The organism is Gallaecimonas pentaromativorans, from assembly GCF_003751625.1.
Classification (GTDB): Bacteria; Pseudomonadota; Gammaproteobacteria; order Enterobacterales; family Gallaecimonadaceae; genus Gallaecimonas; species Gallaecimonas pentaromativorans.
Genome location: NZ_RJUL01000004.1, coordinates 365,441 through 381,274 on the forward strand (window position 1 = coordinate 365,441; position 15,834 = coordinate 381,274).

General features: G+C 56.7%; 15 protein-coding genes. 7 read left to right on the forward strand and 8 right to left on the reverse strand.

Features of this window, described 5'->3' with window-relative positions; translation table 11 throughout:
- Window positions 1–55: 55 nt before the first annotated feature.
- Window positions 56–1,333: a dicarboxylate/amino acid:cation symporter gene (locus EDC28_RS09830; RefSeq protein ID WP_123421473.1), complete on the reverse strand. Its 1,278-nt coding sequence runs from the start codon at window positions 1,331–1,333 to the stop codon at window positions 56–58.
- Window positions 1,334–1,497: 164 nt separating this feature from the next.
- Here EDC28_RS09830 and EDC28_RS09835 point away from each other — a divergent pair, with 164 nt between their 5' ends.
- Window positions 1,498–3,249 carry a monovalent cation:proton antiporter-2 (CPA2) family protein gene (locus EDC28_RS09835; protein WP_050660656.1) on the forward strand — a complete coding sequence of 584 codons (1,752 nt, stop codon included), beginning with the start codon at window positions 1,498–1,500 and terminating at the stop codon, window positions 3,247–3,249.
- A 26-nt stretch (window positions 3,250–3,275) separates the two neighbouring features.
- Here EDC28_RS09835 and EDC28_RS09840 read toward each other — a convergent pair whose 3' ends face one another.
- A complete protein-coding gene (locus EDC28_RS09840) occupies window positions 3,276–4,274 on the reverse strand; it encodes an XdhC family protein (protein WP_123421474.1) in 999 nt (332 codons plus the stop codon).
- Between the two features lie 190 nt (window positions 4,275–4,464).
- On the opposite strand from EDC28_RS09840, the gene EDC28_RS09845 reads away from it, so the two are divergent.
- The gene (locus tag EDC28_RS09845) at window positions 4,465–5,022 is read left to right on the forward strand and encodes a nucleotidyltransferase family protein (RefSeq protein WP_123421475.1); all 558 of its coding nucleotides are present in this window, start codon (window positions 4,465–4,467) and stop codon (window positions 5,020–5,022) included.
- A gap of 75 nt (window positions 5,023–5,097) precedes the next feature.
- Here the strand turns inward: EDC28_RS09845 and ppsA are convergent, their stop codons facing one another.
- Window positions 5,098–7,476, reverse strand: coding sequence for a phosphoenolpyruvate synthase (ppsA, locus tag EDC28_RS09850; RefSeq protein ID WP_050660659.1), 2,379 nt, complete (start codon window positions 7,474–7,476; stop codon window positions 5,098–5,100).
- A gap of 130 nt (window positions 7,477–7,606) precedes the next feature.
- Between ppsA and ppsR the strand changes: the two genes are divergently transcribed.
- Window positions 7,607–8,419: a posphoenolpyruvate synthetase regulatory kinase/phosphorylase PpsR gene (gene ppsR / locus EDC28_RS09855; protein ID WP_050660660.1), complete on the forward strand. Its 813-nt coding sequence runs from the start codon at window positions 7,607–7,609 to the stop codon at window positions 8,417–8,419.
- A 24-nt stretch (window positions 8,420–8,443) separates the two neighbouring features.
- On the opposite strand, the gene EDC28_RS09860 is transcribed toward ppsR, so the two are convergent.
- Window positions 8,444–9,412 (reverse strand): 2-dehydropantoate 2-reductase, encoded by a 969-nt coding sequence (locus EDC28_RS09860; RefSeq protein ID WP_170164080.1) that lies wholly within the window; start codon window positions 9,410–9,412, stop codon window positions 8,444–8,446.
- Between the two features lie 130 nt (window positions 9,413–9,542).
- Here EDC28_RS09860 and EDC28_RS09865 point away from each other — a divergent pair, with 130 nt between their 5' ends.
- Window positions 9,543–9,863 (forward strand): hypothetical protein, encoded by a 321-nt coding sequence (locus EDC28_RS09865; protein ID WP_050660662.1) that lies wholly within the window; start codon window positions 9,543–9,545, stop codon window positions 9,861–9,863.
- 53 nt (window positions 9,864–9,916) lie between these two features.
- Here the strand turns inward: EDC28_RS09865 and EDC28_RS09870 are convergent, their stop codons facing one another.
- A complete protein-coding gene (locus EDC28_RS09870; protein ID WP_123421477.1) occupies window positions 9,917–11,242 on the reverse strand; it encodes an SLC13 family permease in 1,326 nt (441 codons plus the stop codon).
- A 250-nt stretch (window positions 11,243–11,492) separates the two neighbouring features.
- On the opposite strand from EDC28_RS09870, the gene EDC28_RS09875 reads away from it, so the two are divergent.
- Genes EDC28_RS09875 through EDC28_RS09885 form a run of 3 tightly spaced genes read left to right on the forward strand, consistent with a single transcriptional unit; the run spans window position 11,493 to window position 13,511 of the window.
- A complete protein-coding gene (locus EDC28_RS09875) occupies window positions 11,493–11,864 on the forward strand; it encodes a GntR family transcriptional regulator (protein ID WP_123421478.1) in 372 nt (123 codons plus the stop codon).
- Entirely contained in the window at window positions 11,848–12,699 is an 852-nt protein-coding gene (locus EDC28_RS09880) for an ABC transporter ATP-binding protein (protein ID WP_123421479.1), read from the forward strand. Before EDC28_RS09875 ends, EDC28_RS09880 begins: the two co-directional genes overlap by 17 nt.
- Entirely contained in the window at window positions 12,699–13,511 is an 813-nt protein-coding gene (locus tag EDC28_RS09885; RefSeq protein WP_123421480.1) for a hypothetical protein, read from the forward strand. The genes EDC28_RS09880 and EDC28_RS09885 overlap by 1 nt, the downstream gene beginning before the upstream one ends.
- A gap of 66 nt (window positions 13,512–13,577) precedes the next feature.
- Here EDC28_RS09885 and EDC28_RS09890 read toward each other — a convergent pair whose 3' ends face one another.
- The 3 genes from EDC28_RS09890 to EDC28_RS20510 all read right to left on the reverse strand — a co-directional run bounded on the left by EDC28_RS09890 (window position 13,578) and on the right by EDC28_RS20510 (window position 15,448).
- The gene (locus tag EDC28_RS09890) at window positions 13,578–13,955 is read right to left on the reverse strand and encodes a DUF1801 domain-containing protein (RefSeq protein ID WP_244946567.1); all 378 of its coding nucleotides are present in this window, start codon (window positions 13,953–13,955) and stop codon (window positions 13,578–13,580) included.
- 27 nt (window positions 13,956–13,982) lie between these two features.
- Entirely contained in the window at window positions 13,983–14,375 is a 393-nt protein-coding gene (locus tag EDC28_RS09895) for a GFA family protein (protein ID WP_123421481.1), read from the reverse strand.
- Between the two features lie 782 nt (window positions 14,376–15,157).
- Window positions 15,158–15,448: a YkgJ family cysteine cluster protein gene (locus tag EDC28_RS20510; protein WP_083446013.1), complete on the reverse strand. Its 291-nt coding sequence runs from the start codon at window positions 15,446–15,448 to the stop codon at window positions 15,158–15,160.
- Between the last annotated feature and the right edge of the window lie 386 nt (window positions 15,449–15,834).

Sequence of the window (15,834 nt, forward strand, 5' to 3'; positions counted from 1 at the left end):
TAGGTAGTTTTGGGCCAGTATATCAAAGAAAACCCCGGCCAAGCCGGGGTCTTTTTTATCCTTCCACCAAGATGTTATCAGTGCTTTTCAAGGCGTTGTGGCAGATAGACCCTTCGGTTTTTGCCACCAGGGTCGATACCGCCGTATCCCCCACCACGTTGGTGGCGGTAACAAAAGCATCGCAGATCCGGTCGGTGGCAAGGATGATGGCCATGGCTTCCATGGGTAGCCCCAGTTGGTGCAGTAATACCCCGGTCATCACCGCCGCGCCTCCCGGCACCCCGCCGGTCGCGATGGCCAGCATAAAGGTGGTGGTAGCCAGGGCCACCATTTGGCTGGCATCAAGGCCTGTGCCATAGGCATTGGCCACAAAGATGGTGGCCACTGTCATATAGATGGCAGAGCCTGACATGTTCATGGTGGCGCCAAGGGGCACCCCGAAACCCGCCACCGTCTTATCTACCCCCAGTTTTTCAGTTAGGGTCTTGAAGGTCACCGGAATGGTGGCATTGGAGCTGGCAGTAGAGAGCGAGAAGAAAATCTGCTCGCGCAACTTAGCCAGATACAGCCAGGGGCTGATGCCGGTAAACAGGCTGACCACCATGGGGTAGAACACCAGCATCCACAGCAGCATGATGGCGATATTGCTGCCCACGTAAGAGCCGACGGCTGCGATAGAGCGGGTGTCGAGGGTGGCGGCAAGGCCGGTGGTTAAGAACAACACCCCCAATGGCGCCAGGGACATCACCATCACCACCAGCTTCATCATCACCTTATTGGCGATGGCAAAACCCCGGGCCGCGGCGCGCGTCTCCTCCCCGCCCAGGCCCTTGATGGCAATGCCGGTGATGATGGCCATAAACAGGATTTGCAACATGTTGCCGTCTACAAAAGCCTTGAAGGGGTTGGACGGCACCACCGAAGCCACCAGCTGCAACAGCGACGGCGGCTCGGTGAAGCTGGGAGTAAAAGGCTGGCCGTTAAGGGTAAGGCCTGCGCCCTCCCCCGGCGCCAGCCACAGGGCCAGAGTCAGGGCCACGGCGATGGCCAGCACGGTATTCACCAGATACAACAAGAAGGTCTTGGTACCCAAGCGGCCGAACTGGCCGAGGTTTTCCAGCGAACAGACGCCGTTGACGATAGAGATAAACACCAACGGCACCACCATCAACTTAATAAGGGACACAAACAGGCCGCCGGCGGTCCCGAACAGGTCGTGGATAAGGGTCTGGTGGATAAAATCGACATCCGCGAAGAACACGCGGCTGAGGGTTCCGAATATCAGCCCGGCTGCAAGGGCGACAAAGATCCGGGTGGTCAGGGAGGACTGCATAAGCTCACCTTGATTTTTGGTTATGTTTTTTTAGTCGCCCGCGACTATACCCAAAGCGCGCTAAACAAGCCCGTGATCGGCGTCACGTCTTATTGCGTCCTGCCTGCCACTTGGCGACAATCAACGCATTTGACACACTGCACTCTTTGCCACCGGAACCGGCCATGTCCCACCCCGAGTTAATCTTGTTATTTTTGTTGGCCGCCGTTATCGGTGTGCCGCTGTTTCGACGCCTGAAATTAAGCCCGGTGCTGGCCTACCTAGCGGTGGGGCTGATCCTCGGGCCCTCCGCCTTTAACTTGGTGGGCGATACTGAGACGCTGCTGAAATTCTCCGAACTTGGCATCATCATGATGCTGTTCGTGCTGGGCCTTGAGCTTTCACCCAGCCGGGTTATCCAGCTAAAAAGTGCCATCTTCGTGCTGGGCACCGGCCAACTGGTATTAACCACCCTGGTGTTTACCGGGGTCGGCATGGCCTTTCATTTAAGCTGGCAAACCGCCCTGGTAATAGGCGCGGCCTTGTCACTCTCCTCTACCGCTTTTGCGGTACAACTGTTGAAAGAACACGGCCTTATCACCTCAAAGCAGGGCCAGGACAGCTTTGCCATTTTGCTGTTCCAAGACATGGCGGTGGTGCCGCTGTTGCTGCTGTTGGCGGCTCTCTCCCCTGGCGGCGGCGAAACCCACCTCGCGCCTTGGTATCTCATCATTGGCGCCCTGGCCGGGGTGGCGCTTTTTGCCCGCTTTGGTCTGGCGCGCTTGATGGAAGCAGTGGTGGCCTCCAAGGTGCGGGAAGTGCTAACCGCCATGACCCTGCTGCTGGTGCTGGGCAGCGCCTGGCTGATGGAAGAGCTGGGGCTTTCGGCCGGTATGGGTGCCTTCCTGGCCGGCACCCTGCTGGCCAATTCCTCTTATCGCCACCAACTTCACGCCGACATCGAGCCCTTTAAAGGCTTGCTGCTGGGGCTGTTCTTTATGGCCATCGGCATGACCTTAAAGCTCGAACTTCTCTGGACAGCGCCCAGAGATGTGCTGGTGGCCCTGCTGATATTCCTGCTGGTTAAAGTGCTGGTGCTCTGGCCGCTCGCCCGGCTTTGGGGCCATAACTGGCTCAAGGCCCTGCAACTGGCGGTGCTGCTCAGTGAAGGGGGCGAGTTTGCCTTTGTCATGGCCAGCCAGGCCGGTCTTAATGGTTTGATAACCGAGCGTCAGCACGAACTCTTGGTAATGGTGGTTGGGCTATCCATGGTGCTCACCCCCTGGTTTTTTGGCTTGGTTAAAAAGCTCTGTGGCAAAGTCACCCAGACTGAAGATGCCCCAAGGCCTGCCCCGTCGGATAAACCCCGGGTCATCGTGGCCGGGTTTGGCCGTTTCGGGCAGATAGTGGGCCGGGTGCTAGCCGCCTATCGCATTCCCTTTATTGCGCTGGATAAAAACGCGACCCACGTGTCTTTGGTGCGTAAATATGGGGCTGAAGTGTTCTTGGGGGACGCCACCGAATACGATTTGCTGGACCAGGCCCGTGCCCATGAGGCCAACATTCTGGTGGTGGCGGTAGACGACAAACGCGACTCCATGGCCATTGTCGCCCTATGTAAGGCGCGCTTTCCCAACCTCAAATTGCTGGTACGGGCCATCGATCGCCTGCACGCCATCGAGCTTAAGCAGCAAGGCATCAACAAGGTGTTCAGGGAGACGTTCAGTGCCGGCTTGCAAGCCACCCACGCCACCTTGATGGAGCTGGGGGTGCCTGAGTCGGAAGTGCTGGATATCATCAAGAAGTTTCGCGAACACGACGAAGCGTTGCTGGAATCGGCGGTGGAGCACCTGGACGACGAGCAAGCCCGCATCCGCTTGATACGTGCCAGCCGCAACCAGTTGGCCAAGCTCCTTCGCGAAGACGCAGAGCTGTAAAAAAAGCCCGGCATCCGCCGGGCTTTTTATGCCAGAGCCAGTTGACTGGCAGGCTTGATGGCGCCGAGCTTGTTTTTGTGGCGCACGATATCGGCCAGCACCGAGAGCGCAATTTCGGCCGGGGTTTTACTGCCGATATCCATGCCGATGGGGGCATGAATACGGGCCAGTTGCGCCGGGGTCATCTCCCCCAGCTCCCTGAGCCGTGCCATACGGCTTTGGCTGTTGCGCTCCGAGCCCATGGCGCCAATGTAAAAGGCGTCGGTGTTCACCGCTTCAAGGAGCGTCATGTCATCCACCCTCGGGTCATGGGTCAACGACACTACCGCCGTACCCGAGTGGCAACCGTGTTTTTCAAGGTAGCGGGCCGGAAATTCACGCACCAGTACCACCCCTTTACTGAGCGACGATTCAAAATTGGCCAGCACCTCTTCGCGGCTTTCGCAGACTAGGGTTTCAAAGCCCAGGGCGACGGCAAAGTCGGCGCAAAAAAGCGCCACCGCCGAGAGCCCGGCTATCACCAAGCGCGGCGCGGCCGATACCGTCAGGCTCACGGTATTGTCGTCATACTCGGCGATGGTGTTGCTGGCGTACTCGCGGGGCGTCAGGGTTTGGCAAGGCCCTGGCAGCACAATGTGTTTATAGAGCGAGGTGGCGCCGCCCACAGCATTTTGCATCTGCTGTAAATACTGTTGACTGGCCGCACCTGGGGCCAGGCGCTCCACCAAAATGTCCAGCACTCCGCCACAAGGCAGCGCCCGATTGGGTGTCAGCCCCCCTTGGCCGTAGCGCACCACCTGGCTTGGCTGGGTAAAATCACCCGCCTCGATGCGGGCCATGAAGTCTTCTTCCACGCAGCCCCCGGACAAAGAGCCGCAATAAAAGCCCCCTTGCTTGAGCGCCATCAGAGTACCGGGGGGCCGGGGGGAAGAGCCAAAAGTGCTGAGCACGGTGCAAAGCCACACCACATCGTTAGCCGCCCATTGGCCGGCTCTGTCTAACACTTGGATATCAAGGCTTTGCATATCCGCCTCCGCCGTTTGCCTTAAAAAGAATACTGCGCCGGGCATTGCCCGCGCCACCTTACTATACAGGTAGAACAAGCCCTTGATATGTAGCCACTATTCAACAGTGTTATGAATAATAGGAACCAATGGCGAGCCCTAAGTAGCACCGAGGCGGGTTACCATGGCTGCAAAGACAAAAGGAAGCCCCATGGCCGATATTCGCATTATCCTCGCTGCCGCTGGCCTTGGCCGCCGTTACCAGGCTGCCGGGGGTGCGGGCAATAAACTTGAGCAAACCATTGAGGGCGCGCCGCTTTTTGTAAAGGCGCTGGATAACGCCCTGGCGTCAGGCCTGCCGGTACAGGTAGTAACCCGCCCCGAATACGTCAATCTTCACGCTTTTTGCCAAGGGCGCCAGGTGCCGGTCACCAAGGTTGATTCAACAGGGCTTGGCCAAAGCATTGCCGCCGGGGTAGCGGCTAGCCGGGACGCTGACGGCTGGCTTATCTTATTGGCCGACATGCCAGCCGTGCCAAGCGCCATTATCCGCCAGGTGGCCGATGCCCTTAGCTGCCATGACGCCGCAAGGCCTCGGGTGAAGGGCAAACCCGGGCACCCGGTGGGCTTTGGCGCCAAGGCGCGAGAGGGGTTACTGGCCCTTGCAGGCGACGACGGCGCCAAAGCCTTGCTAGCCACCTTTAAGCCACACTTTATCGAATGTAACGATAGCGGCGTGGCCACCGATATCGACCTGCCCTTTCGTTAAAAGCCATCTGCTTATAAAGTGGTTTAACGCCAATAAAAAAGCCCCGGTAAACCGGGGCTTTTTTTCAAGCGAGGCTCAGGCCTTGGCGCAGTGCTCGGCCAGATACAGCCAGGTGTCCACCACGGTGTCAGGGTTCAGGGACACAGAATCGATGCCCTGCTCTACCAGCCAGGCGGCAAAGTCTTCGTGGTCGCTTGGGCCCTGGCCACAAATACCCACGTATTTACCGCGGGCCTTAGCGGCCTTGATGGCCATGGCCAGCAGCGCTTTGACCGCTTCATTACGCTCGTCAAAGAGGTGAGCGATGATGCCAGAATCGCGGTCCAGGCCCAGGGTCAGCTGGGTCAGGTCGTTGGAGCCAATGGAGAAACCGTCGAAGTGGTCAAGGAACTGGTCGGCCAGCAGCGCGTTGGACGGCAGCTCGCACATCATGATCACTTTCAAACCGTTCTCGCCGCGCTTGAGGCCTTGCTCGCCCAGCAGCTCGATAACCTTCTCGGCTTCGCCCAAGGTACGCACGAAGGGGATCATCACTTCGACGTTGGTAAAGCCCATGTCGTTACGCACCCGTTTGATGGCTTCACATTCCATGGCAAAGCAATCGCGGAACTCGGGGCTGATGTAACGGCTGGCACCGCGGAAACCGATCATCGGGTTCTCTTCGTGGGGCTCATAGGCCTCACCGCCCACCAGGTTGGCGTATTCGTTGGATTTAAAGTCGGACATCCGCACGATAACGCGCTCAGGGCTAAAGGCGGCGGCCAGGGTGGCGATACCTTCTACCAGCTTGGTGATGTAGAACTCGCGGGGGCTGGCGTAGCCGGCCATCATCTCTTCGATTTCCGCTTTCAGGGCAGCGGGCTGCTGGTCAAGGTTCAAAAGCGCCTTGGGGTGCACGCCAATCATGCGGTTGATGATGAATTCTACCCGGGCCAGCCCGATACCGGAGTGCGGCAGGCGGCAGAAATCAAAGGCGCGGTCAGGGTTACCGACGTTCATCATCACCTTGATGGGCAGGGGCGGCATTTTGCCCACTTCAGAGGTTTCCACCGCGAAGTCCAGTTTGCCCTGGTAGATAAAGCCGGTGTCGCCTTCGGCACAGGAAACCGTGACTTCCTGGCCGTCTTTAATGAGGTCGGTGGCATCGCCACAGCCCACCACTGCCGGGATCCCCAGTTCACGGGCGATGATCGCCGCGTGACAGGTACGGCCACCACGGTTGGTAACGATGGCGCTGGCGCGCTTCATGATGGGTTCCCAGTCCGGGTCGGTCATGTCGGTCACCAGCACGTCGCCGGGTTTAACCAGGTCCATGTCCTTGATGGAGGCAAGGACTCGGGCGGTGCCGGCACCGATTTTGTGGCCGATGGCACGGCCTTCGGCGATAACCTCGGACTTACCTTTAAGGGAGAACCGCTCCAGCACCTGGCCAGACTCATTAGAGCGCACGGTTTCAGGGCGGGCTTGCACGATATAGAGGTTGCCGTCCAGGCCGTCTTTGGCCCATTCGATGTCCATGGCGCGGCCGTAGTGCTTCTCGATGATCATCGCCTGTTTGGCCAAGTCTTCGACTTCGGCGTCGGTGATGGAGAAGCGCAGGCGATCGCTGGCGTCGATTTTCTCGATTTTCACCTGCTTGCCGTGGGCTTCGTCGCCGGAATAGACCATACGCTCGGCTTTGGAGCCCAGGGTGCGGCGCAAAATGGCCGGGCGGCCAGCGGCCAGGGTCGGCTTGTGCACGTAGAACTCGTCAGGGTTGACGGCGCCTTGCACCACCATTTCACCCAGGCCGTAGGCGGACGTCACAAACACCACTTTGTCAAAACCAGACTCGGTGTCGATGGTGAACATGACGCCGGAGGCGGCGATATCAGAGCGCACCATGCGCTGGATACCGGCAGACAGGGCCACACCTTTATGGTCGTAACCCTGGTGCACGCGGTAGGAAATGGCGCGGTCATTAAAAAGGGAGGCAAAAACGTGCTTGATGGCTTCCATGACTGCATCAATGCCGCGCACGTTCAGGAAAGTCTCCTGCTGGCCGGCAAAAGAGGCGTCGGGCATGTCTTCGGCGGTCGCGGAAGAACGCACCGCAAAGGAAACAGCGTCGCCATGCTCACCGGTGAGCTTTTGGTAGGCATCGCGGATGGCGCTGTCGAGCGCTGGCTGGAAGGGAGTCTCAATTACCCATTGGCGAATTTGGCTACCGGCCTTGGCCAGGGCATTGACGTCATCAACATCCAGACTGTCGAGGAGGTCATAAATCTTGGCGTTAACACCACTTTGCTCGAGGAATTCGTTAAAGGCGTGGGCAGTGGTGGCAAAGCCGCCTGGTACCTGTACACCCAGACCGGAAAGGTGGCTGATCATCTCGCCCAAAGAGGCGTTTTTGCCACCAACGCGGTTGACATCGTTCATGCCAAGGTCTTGATACCAGAGAACATAATCTTGCACTGTTGGGACTCCCTAAGTTTTTCCAGCAGAAGGGTTTGTGCATAAGCGCGCGGCCATCATACACTGCCGGTCAGCGAACGGTAAAACGTTTGTCTTTCATGTTGTTAACAGTCTACAAAAAGGCGTCTGGATGGATAGACACGTATATTTTGTCTCTGATGGAACAGCCATAACCACCGAAGTTTTCGGTCATGCCCTGCTCTCACAATTCCCTGTTAAATTTAAACAATTCACCGAGCCTTTCGTGGACAACGAACGCCAGGTCGGGCGGGTTTTAGAGAAGATAAACCGTAGTTTTATTACAACAGGGCAACGGCCGCTGGTGTTCCACACCATAGTGGATGCCAGGCTTCGCACCCTGATTGAAGAAGGCGACGGCATCTTTTACGACATCCTCTCCACCTTCGTGAACCCACTGGAAGTGCAGTTGGGGGTCAAGGCCGAACCCAAGATTGGCCGCTCCCACGGCATGATGGACGACGCCTACCATCAGCGCATTGAAGCGGTGAACTACGCCATGGCCAACGACGATGGCGCCGTCACCAAGTATTACAGCGACGCCGACATCATCCTGATTGGGGTATCGCGCTGCGGCAAAACCCCCACCAGCCTGTATCTGGCGCTGCAATACGGCATCAAGGCGGCCAACTATCCGTTCACCGAAGAAGACATGGATAACCTCAAGCTGCCCTCGCCGCTAAAAGATCACAAACACAAGCTCTATGGCTTGGTGATTGACCCCGAGCGCCTGGCGCAAATTCGCCACGAACGAGCCCCCGGCAGCCGCTATGCGTCCATGCGCCAGTGCCGGCTTGAAACCAAGGAAGTGGAGCTGATGTTTAAAAAGGAGCGTATCCCCTTTTTAAATACCACCCGCCATTCGGTGGAGGAGATCTCGGCCCATATCCTTCAAGACACCGGCCTTGAGCGCCACAAATATTAAAAAAGCCCGCGAATGCGGGCTTTTTTATGGGGCAAGGAGCGCCTTGGCGTCGAGATTCGGGCAAGCGCCCTGGTGCTCGGCCTCTTCTACCAGCGCGCAAAGGTGGCGGTTTATCGGCACCGGCAATCCCAGGGCTTCTGCTTCTTGCACCACCCAGCCATTTAAAAAGGCGATTTCGGTGGGCCGCCCAGCGGCCAAATCGTCATAAAGGGACGAACGGGCCTCGGCCTCCATGGCCAGCAGCCCTTTGGCCAGGCGCGTAAAGGCTTTGTCTGGTAGGCGTAATACATAAGGCAGCAAAGCCGCCGGCGCCCCCAGCAATTTGGCCGGTTTAATGCCTTTAGCCTTAAAGACCTTGAGCGCCTCTTGCTGAGCGCCAGCCAACACCTGGCGAAACGGCTGCTGGCTGAGCTCTTGGGCGAGCGGCAAGCCGCACAGGCCATTGATGGCGTTGTTGAGGTTAAGCAGCAACTTGCCGGCCTGTACCGCCGCAATGTCATTGGTGATCTCGGCGTCCCAGGCGCTGGCAAAGACCCCCAGCTCCCGTGGCACCACCACCTGGCCGCCGGTGGCCTGGTAAAGCTCCCCCGGCGCCAGCCATTGCAGGTTAAAGGGCACCATCAGGGCATGGGCGCTGCATCCACTGAGCTTGGCAGCGGTATCCGCGGCCCCCAGGCCGTTTTGGGCAACGATAAGGGTGGGGTTATGGGCAAGCACCTCGGGGATACTGTCCAGCAGCGCCTTAGTGTCGGGCCTTTTACAGGCGAGGATCACCCAGTCAAAGGCCTCAGCGCTGTGGTTAACCACGGTGAGCTTTTCAAGGGCAAAAGCCTCGCCCAGGCCGCTGACCTTAAGCCCGTTCTGTAAACGCTCGAAGGTGGCCTCGCGGCCGAGGTAACACACCTCAACCCCTTTGGCCTGTAACCTGGCTCCCAGCCAGGTGCCGATGCATCCGGCACCGGCCACCAATACACGGCTTTGCTCTGTGCGCACCGTCTTTCCTCTTTTAACCAAGGCCCAAGACTAACAACCGCCAGGCCTGCTGCAAATAGTGTTGATGCCTGCTTGGCGATTTTGGCAACAGCGGTCTTTACTTAGGCAAAAACCCCAAGAAGAAATCGCCATGTATCGCAGCTTGCTTTGCCTCGCCCTGGCCAGTTTCGGCGCCATTGCCCTCGACGCGCCCACGCTGATGGCGCCGCCGGAAAAAGACGCTTGGCTGGATGAGAGCCTGGCCACCCGCTGGATACAGCAAGACCCTGCCCTCACTCACGGCGTGCCCTACGCCCAACCGGCTCAGCAGCGTTTTGAAAACGACAGCCAGATGCTGCGCTATCGCTACCTTTGGCACCATAGTGCGGTGGAGATCTCCCTTGGCGACAAACATGTTTTACCGGGGGAGAAAGAAAACATCCTGCTATTTAACTTTCAGCACCGCTTTTAAAGAAAAAATCCCGCGCCCAAAGGCTGCGGGATTTTTTTTAACGCGCAATTGCCTCAGGTACCAAAGGCTACCGTCAGCACCACAATAGACACGATGTTAAGCCACAGCCCCACGCGCATCATGGTGCGCTGCTGGATAAGGCCGGTACCAAACACAATGGCGTTGGGCGGGGTGGCAACCGGCAGCATAAAGGCGCAAGACGCGGCAATGGCAATCAGCACCGCCATGTTCTGCACCGGCAGGCCAAGGGCGGTGGCAATGCCGCCAAAGAGCGGCACCAACAAAGCGGCGCTGGCGGTGTTAGAAGCAAGCTCGGTGAGGAACACCACAAAGGCGGCGATGATGCCGTACAGCACCCACACCGGCGCGCCTTGGGTCAGTTCAGACAAACCATGAGCCAGCCAAGCGCTAGCGCCGGTGGCTTTGAGCACGGCAGACAGAGTCAGGCCGCCACCAAACAGCAGCAGCACGCCCCAATCCACGTCGCGCTCAATGGCCTTCCAGGAAGACAGCCTCAGGCCGCCCACCAAAATAGTGGCGCACAGTGCCACCAGGCCGTCCATGTCTTTAACACCGCCAAGGGCTTTGCTGATCACCGAAGAGAAGATCCAGCTCAGCACCGTGATGGCAAACACCACCAGGGTCAGCACCCGGCCACGGGTCCATACGAACTCTTCCTTGGTCGCGCCGACTCGTTGGTTAAGCTCGGGCTTGAGCTGCCAGTACAGCACCACCCAAGACAGCGGCAGTAATACCGCCACCATGGGCATGCCCACTTTCAGCCAGTCGTTGAAGTTCATGTGCAGGTAACCGGCGGCGATGGCATTGGGGGGGCTCCCCACCAGGGTGCCCATGCCGCCAAGGCTCGCCGAATAGGCAACACCCAACAGCACAAACACCTGGGTGGCGGGGGTCGGCTCTTGGTCCATCCGGCGAAAAAGCCCCATCACCAACGGCAGCATCATGGCCGCGGTGGCGGTGTTGCTGATCCACATGGACAAAAAGGCGGCAGTGATAAACAGCAGCAATACCGACAACCAAAACCGGCCACCGGCAAGGCGCATCACCGCCGAGGCCATGGCCCGGTCCAGGCCCTGCTCTTTGAGGGCCGACGCCAGGGCAAAGCCGCCGAGGAACAAAAAGATAATAGGGTTGGCAAAGTTACTTAGGCCGGCCCGCAGGTCCAGCACGCCCAGCACCACGGCCAGCACCGGCACCAACAGAGCGGTAATGGTGACAGGTAGCGCCTCGGTCATCCACAGCACACCGGCGAGGATAAGGATGGCAAGGCCGGCATTGACCTGGCCTTCAAAGGGCGCGTCTATCACCAGAAAACCACTGGCCAGGATGGCCAGTACAACGATAAGACGAGTGATCATAACGTAGGGGGAGTTATTGTTAGGGGGCCTCATACTGACAAAATTCCCCAAAGGGGTCGAGCACGAGCGCAGCCATCCGACCTCTTGCCTGCACTGGCAGCCGCATCAAAGCCATTAAACACCAACAGCCTCAACATCTTGGCGGCGGTTTTAACGCAACGTAATAACACTTTTCATTATTCGGCAGCATTGCCAGCCCCAAAAGCACTGTGTTACAACACCAACACAGTCAACTGTCAGGCAGGCAGCCGTGTCCCAAGCGCCCAGCATACCGCTCTACGAACAACTGGCCAGTGAGCTGGTTGACGCCGTTCTGGACGGCCGCCTCGAAGAAGGCAGCGCCATTCCCAGCGTGCGGCAGTTGGCGGCCCAGCAACAGATAAATCCCCTTACCGTGCAGCGGGCCCTGGCCCTGCTGGCCGACAGAGGCATTATCGAGCGCCGCCGCGGCCAAGGCAGCACCGTGGCCCAAGGGGCACGCCAAAAGCTGCTGATTGAGCAGCGCCAACAGTTTTTAGAACACGACTGGCCCCGGATCCGGGCCCAGATCAAACGCCTGGGCCTGGATTTACATGCCCTTAGCTCAGAGGCAAATGGAGAAGTAGATGGAAACACTGATTAGGCTGGAAGGCCTTACCAAAGCCTTTGGCAGCAAGAAGGTACTCAGCGGCATCGACCTTGAGATCAAACGAGGCGAAATCGTAGGCCTGGTTGGGGTTAACGGCGCCGGTAAAAGCACCTTGCTAAACACCCTGCTGGGGCTCGACAGCGCCGAAGGCCATATCGAAGTATTGGGCCAGGCGCCCATGACCCACCGCGCCAAACTGCTGCAGCGGGTGGCCTACATTGCCGATGTGGCCTGCCTGCCGCGCTGGATGCGGGTAAACCAGCTGCTCGACTACACCGCCTCGGTGCACCCCCGTTTTGACCGGGCCCGCTGCCAGGGCATTTTGGACGGCACCCAGATCCCCCCTCGCGCCCGGGTAAGAGAGCTGTCCAAAGGCATGGTTACCCAGCTGCATCTGGCACTGGTGATGGCTATCGACGCCGATATTTTAGTGCTGGACGAACCCACCCTGGGCCTGGATCTGGTGTATCGCCAGGGCTTTTACCAGCGCCTGCTGGAGGACTTTTTTGACCACCAGCGCACCATTATCGTCACCACCCACCAAGTAGAGGAAATCGAACACATCCTGACCCGGGTGCTGTTTCTGCACGGCGGCCGCTTTGTGCTGGATAGCAGTATTGACGATATCGCCAGCCGCTATTGCCAATTGCAGGTGGCAAGCGACCAGCTTGAAGCCGCTCGCGCCCTGGGGCCGCTGGCCGAAAAAGCCACCATGGGCGGCCACGTGCTGACTTTTGAAGGCGAGCAAGCGCAACTGGCGGGTTTGGGTAAAGTTACCACCCCGTCTCTTGCCGATATCTTTGTTGCCAAAGCCGGGAGGGCTGCCTGATGAACGCCTTTATCGCCCTAGTGCGCAAAGAATATTGGGAAAACAACAAATCCCTGCTGTGGTTGCCGCTGGTATTGATCGTGCTCACCTGGCTCGGCTGCCTGCTCATTGCCAGTAAAGGGGTGATCACCATCGAAGGTGATATTCCCAAGGTGAATGTGCTGCCGTTCCTGGCCTTGCCCTTTTTCCTAAGCGCGGGCCTCGCGGCCATCACCTACTGCGGTAATAGCCTCAACGAAGAGCGCCGTGACCGCTCCATCCTCTTTTGGCGCTCCCTGCCGGTGAGCGACATGCAAACGGTAATGGCCAAAGCCTGCACCGTGTTGGTGTTGCTGCCTGCCATCAGCTTTTTGGCGGCGGTGATTGCCCAACTGCCGCTGGCACTGCTGATGACTCACCTTGGGGTGCAAAGCTTTGGCGAAGTGCTGGCCGCCCTTGGCAAACAAGCCGGGCATTTTTTGTGGCTGTCGGTGCTGATGGCACCCTTTTACGGCGCCATGATGCTGCTGTCGGCCTGCACCCAAAGGCCGCTGCTGTGGATGCTGCTGGGGCCTTTGCTGCTTTTTATCGGCGAGAGCGTGCTGCTAGACGGCCACCCGGTCAGCCAACTGCTGTTTGGCCACTTGGCCCGCGAAATAATGCTGGTACTGGGTAGCCTGATTGCCCAGCCCATTTTGGTTAACGGCGCCGAACTGGTTACCACAGGAGCCGTGCTCTCCACCGCCTGGACCATGGTAACCGGCGTGGCACTGGCCCTTATCTTCTGGGCGCTTTGCGCCGAGATACGGCGCCGGCGGCTGATAAAAGACTAAGCCCTTAAATTGGCTGTAAAAAAGGAGGCTAATGCCTCCTTTTTCATGCTCCGCACCCTGCCCTTTTTAACGCCGATAAAAGGCCGCCGCCTCCTGCATCAGGGCTTTAAAGGCATCACCATCAAGGGCCTCACCTTCTGTTATATCGATGGCGCGGCGCACCTTACCGTCAAAGCCGGCGTTAAAGAGCCCGGCAGGGTCGGCAAGGGCCGCGCCATGGGCAAAGGTGAGTTTAACCTTGGCCTTATAACACTCGCCGGTGCAAAGGAGCCCGCCAAGGGACCACACCGGCACGCCACCGGGGTTAGTGGGTTTAACCCACTTCACCTCCTCCACGACCTCCGGCAGCGCCGCCTTTATCAGCGCCCGCACTTCGGCCAGCACCTGGCCACGCCAATCAGATTTGGCGGCGAGCAACTTATCAATACGGGTGGCATTATCCACAGCACGCTCCTTGGCTAACGGGATTGTCTAAAAAAGATGCTCGGCGTCCGGCACCTTGACCCAAGCATGCATCCGCTCTTCATACACCGAGACCTTAGGCGCCGGGAATTGTGGGTCGGCAAAGGCGCCCACCGGTATGGCCAGAGTGTGATCCAAGCCCTCGTTAAGGTAATAGAGGGTAGCACCACACTTGGGACAAAAATGAAAAGTGGCCTTGCTGCCCTCATCCCCTACCCGCTCAAAGGCCGTGGACGCCCCCGACACTCGCACCTGAGCCAAGGGAAAACGGGCCTGGTAACCAAAAGCGCTGCCGGTGCGTCGCTGGCAGGCAAGGCAATGGCAAACCGATACACGAACCGGCTCGCCCACCACCTCGGCTTTTAACTGCCCACAGCTACAAGAAGCCAAACGGGTTGTCATATCACGCTCCCAAGGGCCGTTACGGCTTTGCCCGCTCAGAAAATTGGCCTGATTTATCCAGTGATGTTCACCCGATAAAGCGGGTGAGGTCTAGAAAAAATAAAACCGTTTGTTAGACATTTTATAGTGGAAAAAATCAAAGCTTGAAAAGGTATTCAACAATAGAAATAAAAATAACACACAAAAATATTGCATTTCTTAAAACGAATAAAAACACTGCCATTTTTAAGTGTTCAGCCTTTACGTGAGCCTTTAATGACTCAATGGAATTAAACCTAAAAAATGGAGATGCCAGTTTATTTTCATCTTTAACATTAGCTCTTCGAGCCCAAACGAAAATACTATAGATAACTGAGATTATCATGAACAAAACCATGAGGATTCCAATTGTCAGCGCCATAGAATTACCTTCTAAAACCAAGGCCCGCAGCTTATTTGAAGTTATACATCTTTTAAAAGCAACACTCAGAAGATAGGTGTCCCCTGTTATTATGACTCAGAAGATGGATATCCTTTTTGCTCACTCAGGCGAACGGCGAACATTATTATTCAATGGAATTTTATAATGGCTTTAACCGGGTCAACACTCAGAAGATGGGTGTCACCTGTTATTCCCTGTTATTCCATGATGACTAAATAATAAGCCATGGATTTACTTTCATCGATAACTAACGTGATATCAGGCGTAGCAATGCTATACCATTCAAGCTTAGATGACGTACGATAAACACTTCAGATAACTTTAATAAAACCTACAAGCGAACGGCTAGAGCAATCAATTTCTATAGGAATTTAACACGTTCATCCAAACACTCATCAGAGCCCATTTCAAATTCACGGCATATCCATGGACGATTATCATAAATTGTACACATCAAAGTATCTCTATCTAAAGCTGCGCACCATCCATCATTTAATCGCTTCATTGTTTCACCGCCATACTGGTCACGAGCAATGAATCTCTCTGGCACACCAGTGTCAGAGATAATCATAACCTCAAGACGGCAACAGCAAGCCTTGCAGTTTGAGCAAGATACATCTTTGGAAGAAGGTGTGTTGGTTGGTATAAGCATGGATGGCTACAGTTTTGGCAATTGTACATGATACCGTAAATTTTACACGGATACGCTTTATTTTTTAAATTCATTACCTTGCGCGACCTAAACCAAGCCAAGCGATTAACTACGCAGTATTTTTATCCTTTTTGAGAAGATCTGGTAGCCTGAATCAGAAAGCTCATTTGCGTTTATCTTCTTCCATAGCGACTAATATCTCCCTCCACAAATCCATGATGGGAACGAAAAAATTTTCTAAAATTCCACATGAGCCTTTTTCCTTAAAAAGAAAGAAGGAAGAAAAAGGAGACCCATCCCATCATGGCGAAATTGCCTCGTGAAAACTAGCCTTGAAAGACCCTTCTCTTGATAAGGGCTCTGGCCATGACCCGTCCTCGTGCTGA